Source organism: Aeoliella straminimaris (genome assembly GCF_024054565.1).
GTDB classification, from domain to species: domain Bacteria; phylum Planctomycetota; class Planctomycetia; order Pirellulales; family Lacipirellulaceae; genus Aeoliella; species Aeoliella straminimaris.
This window is the reverse complement of sequence record NZ_JAMXLR010000016.1, coordinates 34,917-42,225: the sequence shown is the minus strand read 5'-3', so window position 1 is coordinate 42,225 and position 7,309 is coordinate 34,917. Positions and strand designations below refer to the sequence as shown.

Sequence of the window (7,309 nt, the reverse complement as noted above, 5' to 3'; positions counted from 1 at the left end):
AACAAATCGAACCCAACTGCCGCAACCGACTTACGTCATCAGGCATCGCCTTCGAGAATTGCTATGACGTCACCGGACTTTACGGCGGAGGTTAGCTTCACCTCCCCCAAGCGAGTTGGTAGTACAAAGCGCAGCTTGCCGTCGGCAACTTTCTTGTCGTGCCACATCAAGCGATAGATCTCTTCGCTGTCGAATTCCAGCGGACGCGTAGGAAGCGATAAGGCTTCCAGCAGTTCGATTTGCCGCTGTGTCGCCTGTGCGTCGATCAAACCAATTCGCTCGGCCAACTGCGAAGCACACACCATGCCCATGGCGACTGCCTCGCCATGCAACAACTTGCCGTATTGCGTAGCGGCTTCGAAGGCGTGGGCAAACGTGTGACCGTAATTCAGGATCGCCCGCCGACCCGTTTCTTCTCGCTCGTCTTCCTGAACCACATCGGCCTTCAGCCGGCAGCACCGCTCGACCACGTACTGCAGCGTTTCGCTATCGCGCGCGTTGATGGCATCGACGTTGGATTCGAGGTACTCGAAGAACGGCTCGTCCATGATCACGCCGTACTTCACGACTTCCGCCATGCCTGCGGCAAATTCACCCGCTGGCAGGGTGCCGAGCACATCGACGTCGATCAGTACGCCCAGCGGCTGCCAGAACGCACCGACGATGTTCTTGGCCTCGGGGAGATTGACGCCCACTTTGCCGCCGACCGAGCTATCCACTTGTGCCAGGAGCGTGGTGGGGATTTGCAGGAACGGCACACCGCGGGTGAACGTGGCAGCCACGAAGCCGGCTATGTCGCCCACGACCCCCCCGCCCACGGCGGCCACTACGCTGCCGCGGTCGGCGCCCTCGGCCAGCATCGTCTGCCAGAGGTCGATCAGCACGTCGGCATTCTTACTCTCCTCGCCCGCCTCGATCACCAACAGTTCGACCTCGAGCCCGGCTTCGACGAAGTAGTCGCCCACGGCGTCGGCGTAGAGTTCGTCGACGTTCGAATCGGTGATCAGCACGACGTGCGAACTGCTCGACCGCTCGGCCAGGAACTCAGCGCACTGCGGGAGCGTCCCGCTACCAATGGCGATGTCGTAACCACGTTCTTTGAGATCAACACGAAGCGTGCGAGTTGGCATGGAAGGTTCGAAGCAAAGGACAAGGTTGAAGTGGCTGCAAGGGATGCAGGTAAGTTGCTATCACTTGCTCCAAGGGGGAGAGTTAAACGCCCAAACGCTTTAAGTCGTCGGGCATCACTGTAATGCGGCGGCAGAAACCGGTGTGGGTGCGAACGTACTCGAGATTTGCGGCCGCGGCCGGATCCTCATGCACGGCCAGCGACACACGTTGCCGCGCCGCATCGTCGAGCGTTGCGCAGGCAGCGTCCCACTGGGTGTCGGTCTCCATCACCAGGCGTTCGCGGTAAGGATCAAACTTGTCGGGCATCGCGGCTATTCCTCGGTGATGGTGACTTTTTCCATCACGTCACCCTGCTGGATGCTGTCGACCACGCTTTGCGTGTTCTCGATTACCTGGCCAAACACGGAGTGCTTGCCATCGAGCCAATCGGTCGCGGTGTGGGTGATAAAGAACTGGCTACCGTTAGTGTTGGGACCGGCATTGGCCATGCTCAACACGCCCGGGCCCGAGTGCTTCAGTTCGGGATGAAACTCGTCTTCGAAGGTGTAGCCAGGCCCACCGGTGCCGGTTCCCTGAGGACATCCGGTTTGGACCATAAAGTCGTCGATCACGCGATGGAACTTCAGTCCGTCGTAGAATCCTTCGCCTGCCAGCTTTTCGAAATTGGCGACGGTTTTGGGCGCCTTGTCGGCGAACAACTCCAAGCGAATGTCGCCGCGATTAGTGGTAATGGTTGCAACTTTCATAGGGGACATGTGGGGCTAGAGAAAGGAGTGATGGAAAGGGCCCGCACAAGAGCATTGGGCTTCCGCATCAGCATCGCCGCAAGTGTGTTTTGTCGCAAGGGTTGGAGAAGCCGCGTTGATTGGCATACGATTTTTCACTGGATTCTTTTGACCTTGCGAAACGGTGTTGATATACTTTAATAGTAACGGTGATTGATGCTTCTTTTACTCGAAAGAAACGAGGAGGCCATCAAGATGGAAGATCCGCCTTACGGGCAACTGCGAAGCATTGTTGCGGCAGACTTTGTCGCGTCCTGAGCAGTCAGGCACGACCGCAATGCTTCGATCTCTGCAAGTGACCCGTTTTTTCTTAGACACAAGGAGTCAAAGCCAAGCGATGTAGGCTTGGCTGCCCCGGTTGGCGTGACGGCGATTTTTCGTGCCCGGTGTACAAGTACGCAGTCCGTGCGGTGGGTAATTACCTCCGTACCGCCGGACAGGACACTGCCCATAGGGTTGAGTTCACCAACACGAGAGAGAGCTGGAATACCAACCGTCAGGCGCTCCGGCTAGACAAAGGTAAGGCCCTTGCCGCCTCTTTTTGTGCGGCAAGGGCCTCGTCGTTTTTAGCGGCTGTGGGCAACGGCCTCAACCGCGTTGGCTTCTCTCACTACCAAGGGTAGTGGCAACCGTGTCCCCAATAGTTCGGGGTGCACACTTGCGGGTAGTAAGTGGGGGCCACGTAGTGGTAGGACGGGTAAACTGGCGCCACGTAGTGCGTGTGCACGGGAGCGTGGTACGAGGCATAGCCGTAACCAAAACCACCACAGCCCGCATCGGCCGACGGGGCCGAAACCAGCGTGACCGCCAGGGCCACTGCCAACACGCCACACACAGCCAACACTTTCGACTTACGTAAAGACTTCATCGCTTTTCTCCATGCTAGAGACGGTTATTGTTTCGCAGGTCACAATCGCCTGCTTCACCCTCTCTTACGGCCGCTCGGAGAACTGTTACAGTTCCGACAAACAAAATTTCGGCGCGAGGCAATCGATCACGCGGAGTCGCGCAGTTCTTCGGTCCGAAGCGGTGCATTTCGAGGGCCGCTTCCCACGCTGAACGGAGACATGTTGCGCCTGTCCGTCAGCGCAACCGCTGCCTCAAGCAGGTGTCCAGTCCAGGCAAACGATCCAGACATCCGAAGTTTCCCCTCGCCGTCTGGGCGTGAGGCCATCGCGCACGAAAAAAGCCGACCTCGGCCCGAAGGCAAAGGTCGGCTTTTTCGCAACGCCAGACGATCTCGTGGGAGGCTCACCAACCGTATCCGTAGTGGAACGAGGGAGCGTAGCAACCGCCGCCGTAGCAACTGGGGGCAAAGTACGTCGGGCTATAGATCGGCGCCACGTAGTTCACCTTCACAGGCGCTACGTAGTGCGTGTGCACGGGAGCGTGGTACGAGGCATAGCCGTAACCAAAACCGTGACAGCCAGCCTCGGCCGAGGGAGCCGAAACCACCGTGACCGCCAGGGCCACTGCCAACACGCCACAGATTGCCAGAACTTTCGACTTACGTAGAGATTTCATCGCTTTCTCCATGCTAGAGAGGGTTTTTGTTCTGCAGGCCACCATTGCCTGCTTCACCCTCTCATACGGCTGCCCCGAGAACTGTTACACGGCGGCCGATGTTTTCTTTTGCCGGCTCAGCAGGTGCCGGGCGTGGTCGACGTGGACGGGCAACCGATCCAGGTTCGACGCCAGCGCCACAGCATGGGGGCGAGCACCATCCGGACGAACTGCTATCAGTACGCGACGCCGTGGAGACGGCGAGAGTTTGCTCACGCCGCGGTGTGCGATGTGCCGATAGAATCGATGAAGTTCTGTAGTTCAGCCAGGGAGTGGGGGCAATGCGGATCGAATCTTCGTCGACGGGCGGTTCGCTGCTCGCGCCCACGGTGCCTTCGAATCACGATCACCACGTCCAGGCAGTGTTCAGCGACGTACTCGAAGCGGTTGGGCGGGCAGGCTATGCCTCGGCTCAGGAAGTGAAAGAAAACGCACCGCTCAGCGAAACCATCACGGCCGCCTGGAACCACTGGTTCACGACCGAGCGCACCGGGCGGTACGCTCAGACCGAAAATGCACAGCAACTTCGCCAGGACTACGGAGAGCTGTTGGTCCAGGCGCACGAGTCGGGTGGCTACGCCGCACCGAAAGACTTCCTGCAATCGCTCGACGAAAACCAACTCGAAGTGGTGCAGAAGGTGCACCACCTGGCTGATCCCATCGGAGTCGCATCGCTTACCGAAGAAGGGGCGCTGAATCTCCTGCTGCCCCCCGCCGCGCAGGTTGACCTCAACCACGATGGCATCACGCAATCCGGCGCGGCCAATGGCTTGCGATTCCCCGACAGCAACACACCGCTGGAAGTGGTGCAGGCCTGGGAAGAAGCCACGGTCGGCATGACCTTCGGCGAGCGGATGACGCACGAGTTTCGCATGGTCGCCCCCACGCTGCTCAGCAACATCGTACTGGACGAAAACGGTGCTTACTCGCACCACTACGAGCCCGGCGATCCCGAGTGGCGTAATCCCCGGGCCAAGCCAGGCTACTCGTACGTGCAGGCCACCCAGGACATGCTGGACCACCTGGAGTTCATAAAGCCCAAGATCAGCCGCCAGCAGTACGAAGAGCAGAGCGCATTCTGGTCGAAGTTCCAAGGGCTGCTAGAAGAGTACGGCGCCAAGTAAGCACGCCTGGCCAACTATCGCAGCACCCGGAATCGCTCCGGCGGCCAAACAATGTGCGACACCACACCGCGGACATGCGAACGCGGCACGGCATAGGGCGGATGGCCTTCGGCCCCCTGCTCCCACAATCGCGAATCGAAGGCCGCAACGCTGAAATCGCCCAGCATGAAGTACTCGTCGGCGGCGAGTTTGGCGGGCGTTTCGGCCGAGCCGGCGGATATCGGCATCATGTCTGGTCCCCACGGCACTTCGGTGACGTACTGAAGCCCCTGAAGGTGCTCGGGCACTTCGACGACTTCGCCATCGATGGTCACCTTGCCGTTTTCGATAACGACCGTCTCGCCGGGCAGACCGACCACGCGTTTCACGTATAGCTGCTGTGGATCTGCGGGCGACTCGAACACCAACAAATCCCAACGACGCGGCCGCAGGAATCGGGCTGCCACGATACGCGTGGGCAGATAGGTCTTGAGCGACTGTGGCTGCTGCTCTGTGACGTGAAACTGGTCGCAGATCATGGGCAATGGAACGGAGTAACGGACGTCCTCCGGCGGCGGGATGAAGTAACAGGTCCCGCCGCAGGTTGCACAGACATCGCGGCCGTGCCATCCCAACAAGGTCGGCATCATGCTATTGGTCGGAATCACGTACGGTTCGAACAGCAGCGGGCGGACCACCAAGAAAGAGAACAACACCACCGGCAAGCCGGACAGGAGAGTGGGAAGCCAGGCCTGGATAGCGCGGAGTGCCGAAATTCGAAAACTCCATGAGATGATCCCAATGTTCAGCAGCAAGTAACCAACCGTCGCCAGCAACACCACGGCCAACTCTTGCTGCGGCCGATGGGCAAAGACCCACACCACACCGATTTGGTACGCGATCGCAACGACGTTTACGACTACTGAAATGACCGCGAGGCGTCGCCAGGTCCACTGCCGCGCCTTGGCCCAGCGCAACCCCAAACCAAACAGGGCTGCCCAAGCGATCAAGGTAATCGCGACAGCGCCAACTAGTACCAGTGCCAGCAGGAAGGTGGTGAGCATCGAGGGACAACGCATCGAGTACAGGTCATTTGAACTGATACCCTTTATACCCGCGGTTCGCCCCTGGCAAAATCACACGAAACCATGTGTTGCATGACATCGCTGCAGCAACCAGGGATTCACTCCCCCGGCAATGGATCCGCCCTCACGTACAACTGCTGGGGCGGGTCGTCGTAGTACTTCAGCAGGGCTGGGCAGATCCAGCCTTCCATCGGTGGGTCGTCCAGCGTGTACCAGTTGCCGTCGCCTTCACGGCGGTTCCAGGTGAGCCGTTTGTCGTAGCCGGGAAATTCCTGGGCCGAGAACGTCATGCGAAATCCCTGATCCGCCTGGGGAATGTCGGCCACCAGCACGTCAATCATCTCGGGAATGCCTGCCACGAAGGGCTCCTGCACCAGCCCCACGCGGGCGTCGTCGAACACCCAGGTGCCATGCGCCCGGTACGGAGTAATGACCAACAGGGAGTTCTGTGGCACACCTCGCGACGGCAGCGGCAACAGGCCCGCGCCCCACAAGCCGGGTAGCAACACGGCCAGCACCACGAGTAACAGCAACAACGTCCGACGCAAACTGAACTGGGACTTCATCGAGAACCTCCGCACGAGCCAAGACAAGGAGAACGCCCACCGGTTCGATGCAACCGACCGGTGACAAGTTCCACTGACTGATTCGCCATCGGAATGACCGGTTATTCGCCCTTGCCCTGGTGGTCCGGTTCCCAACAACTCGAAATCCTGCCAACTACGTCCGAATTTCAGCCAATTCGGCTACCAAGCAAACAGTCGCAAGAGCGCATAAAAAGAGCCGACCCCGCCCGTAGGCGAAGGTCGGCTATCTGTTTCGACTTTCTGCGTGGCTTACCAACCGTAACCGTAGTTGAAGGTGGGGGCGACGTAGTTGGGAGCAATGTAGGTGGGGGTGTACCAGGTGGGTGCTACGTAAGTTGGCGTGTAGACCGGGGTCACCACCTTCACGGGGGCCACGTAGTGCTTCACGATCGGCACGCGATACGTGGCGTGGTGGTATCGGTAACCATGACAACCGGCGTCGGCCGATGGGGCTGCCACCAGGGTGACCGCCAGGGCCACGGCCAACACGCCAAAAACTGCCAATGCCTTCGAGCTACGTAGAGTGTTCATCGCTTTGTCTCCTTGCCAGAGTGGGTTGAGGGTCTCGCAGGTCGTAACTGCCTGCTTCACCCTCTCATACGCCCGACTGGAGAACTGTTACAAAGCGTGCGAACTTTATCCCCTGTACGTAGAAACCAGCTATAAGCTGTCCGCCGTTTTCGGATGCTGGATCACGTAGTCGTCGACCTGCGGCTTGTATTCCGCCCGGTCCATGAGGGTGATGGAGAGAAACAGCGCCACGAACAGGATGGACGACACCAGGATAATGCTGTTCATCGGCTTGTCGTGAGCCAGTTGCATGAAGATCACCGCCACGAGAATCGCCTTGACGGCCGCAATCAGCAGGGTGAGCCCCACTTCGAAACGGCCGAAGTCGACGTGGTCCTGCGTCGCCTGATACACGGTCAGCACCGTCAGGCCGACCAGAGCCAAGAACGTGCCCAACAGGACTGGCAGCGGAGTAACGTAATGCGAGTGGTTTTCAGACATAGGTCAGGCGTTTGGCGTTGATTGCTAGGGGTTTGTTGCCCGGG

The 7,309-nt window shown here is 59.3% G+C and carries 10 protein-coding genes; 1 reads left to right on the top strand and 9 read right to left on the bottom strand.

Annotation, left to right across the window (positions count from 1 at the left end):
- Positions 1-38 precede the first annotated feature (38 nt).
- From aroB to NG895_RS03955, 5 genes are all read right to left on the bottom strand, one after another.
- Positions 39-1,130: a 3-dehydroquinate synthase gene (gene aroB, locus NG895_RS03975; protein WP_252851155.1), complete on the bottom strand. Its 1,092-nt coding sequence runs from the start codon at positions 1,128-1,130 to the stop codon at positions 39-41.
- Between the two features lie 82 nt (positions 1,131-1,212).
- Positions 1,213-1,437, bottom strand: a complete 225-nt coding sequence (locus tag NG895_RS03970) for a hypothetical protein (RefSeq protein WP_252851154.1) — start codon at positions 1,435-1,437, stop codon at positions 1,213-1,215.
- A gap of 5 nt (positions 1,438-1,442) precedes the next feature.
- Positions 1,443-1,877: a peptidylprolyl isomerase gene (locus NG895_RS03965; RefSeq protein ID WP_252851153.1), complete on the bottom strand. Its 435-nt coding sequence runs from the start codon at positions 1,875-1,877 to the stop codon at positions 1,443-1,445.
- Between the two features lie 649 nt (positions 1,878-2,526).
- Entirely contained in the window at positions 2,527-2,784 is a 258-nt protein-coding gene (locus tag NG895_RS03960) for a hypothetical protein (RefSeq protein ID WP_252851152.1), read from the bottom strand.
- 383 nt (positions 2,785-3,167) lie between these two features.
- Entirely contained in the window at positions 3,168-3,440 is a 273-nt protein-coding gene (locus tag NG895_RS03955; protein WP_252851151.1) for a hypothetical protein, read from the bottom strand.
- 320 nt (positions 3,441-3,760) lie between these two features.
- On the opposite strand from NG895_RS03955, the gene NG895_RS03950 reads away from it, so the two are divergent.
- Entirely contained in the window at positions 3,761-4,603 is an 843-nt protein-coding gene (locus NG895_RS03950; RefSeq protein ID WP_252851150.1) for a hypothetical protein, read from the top strand.
- Positions 4,604-4,617: 14 nt separating this feature from the next.
- Here NG895_RS03950 and lepB read toward each other — a convergent pair whose 3' ends face one another.
- The 4 genes from lepB to NG895_RS03930 all read right to left on the bottom strand — a co-directional run bounded on the left by lepB (position 4,618) and on the right by NG895_RS03930 (position 7,265).
- Positions 4,618-5,661 (bottom strand): signal peptidase I, encoded by a 1,044-nt coding sequence (lepB, locus tag NG895_RS03945; RefSeq protein ID WP_252851149.1) that lies wholly within the window; start codon positions 5,659-5,661, stop codon positions 4,618-4,620.
- 104 nt (positions 5,662-5,765) lie between these two features.
- On the bottom strand, positions 5,766-6,233 hold the full coding sequence (locus NG895_RS03940; protein WP_252851148.1) for a DUF6717 family protein: 468 nt from the start codon (positions 6,231-6,233) through the stop codon (positions 5,766-5,768).
- A gap of 270 nt (positions 6,234-6,503) precedes the next feature.
- Positions 6,504-6,785: a hypothetical protein gene (locus NG895_RS03935; RefSeq protein ID WP_252851147.1), complete on the bottom strand. Its 282-nt coding sequence runs from the start codon at positions 6,783-6,785 to the stop codon at positions 6,504-6,506.
- A 129-nt stretch (positions 6,786-6,914) separates the two neighbouring features.
- Positions 6,915-7,265 carry a cytochrome C oxidase subunit IV family protein gene (locus tag NG895_RS03930; RefSeq protein ID WP_252851146.1) on the bottom strand — a complete coding sequence of 117 codons (351 nt, stop codon included), beginning with the start codon at positions 7,263-7,265 and terminating at the stop codon, positions 6,915-6,917.
- Positions 7,266-7,309: the final 44 nt, after the last annotated feature.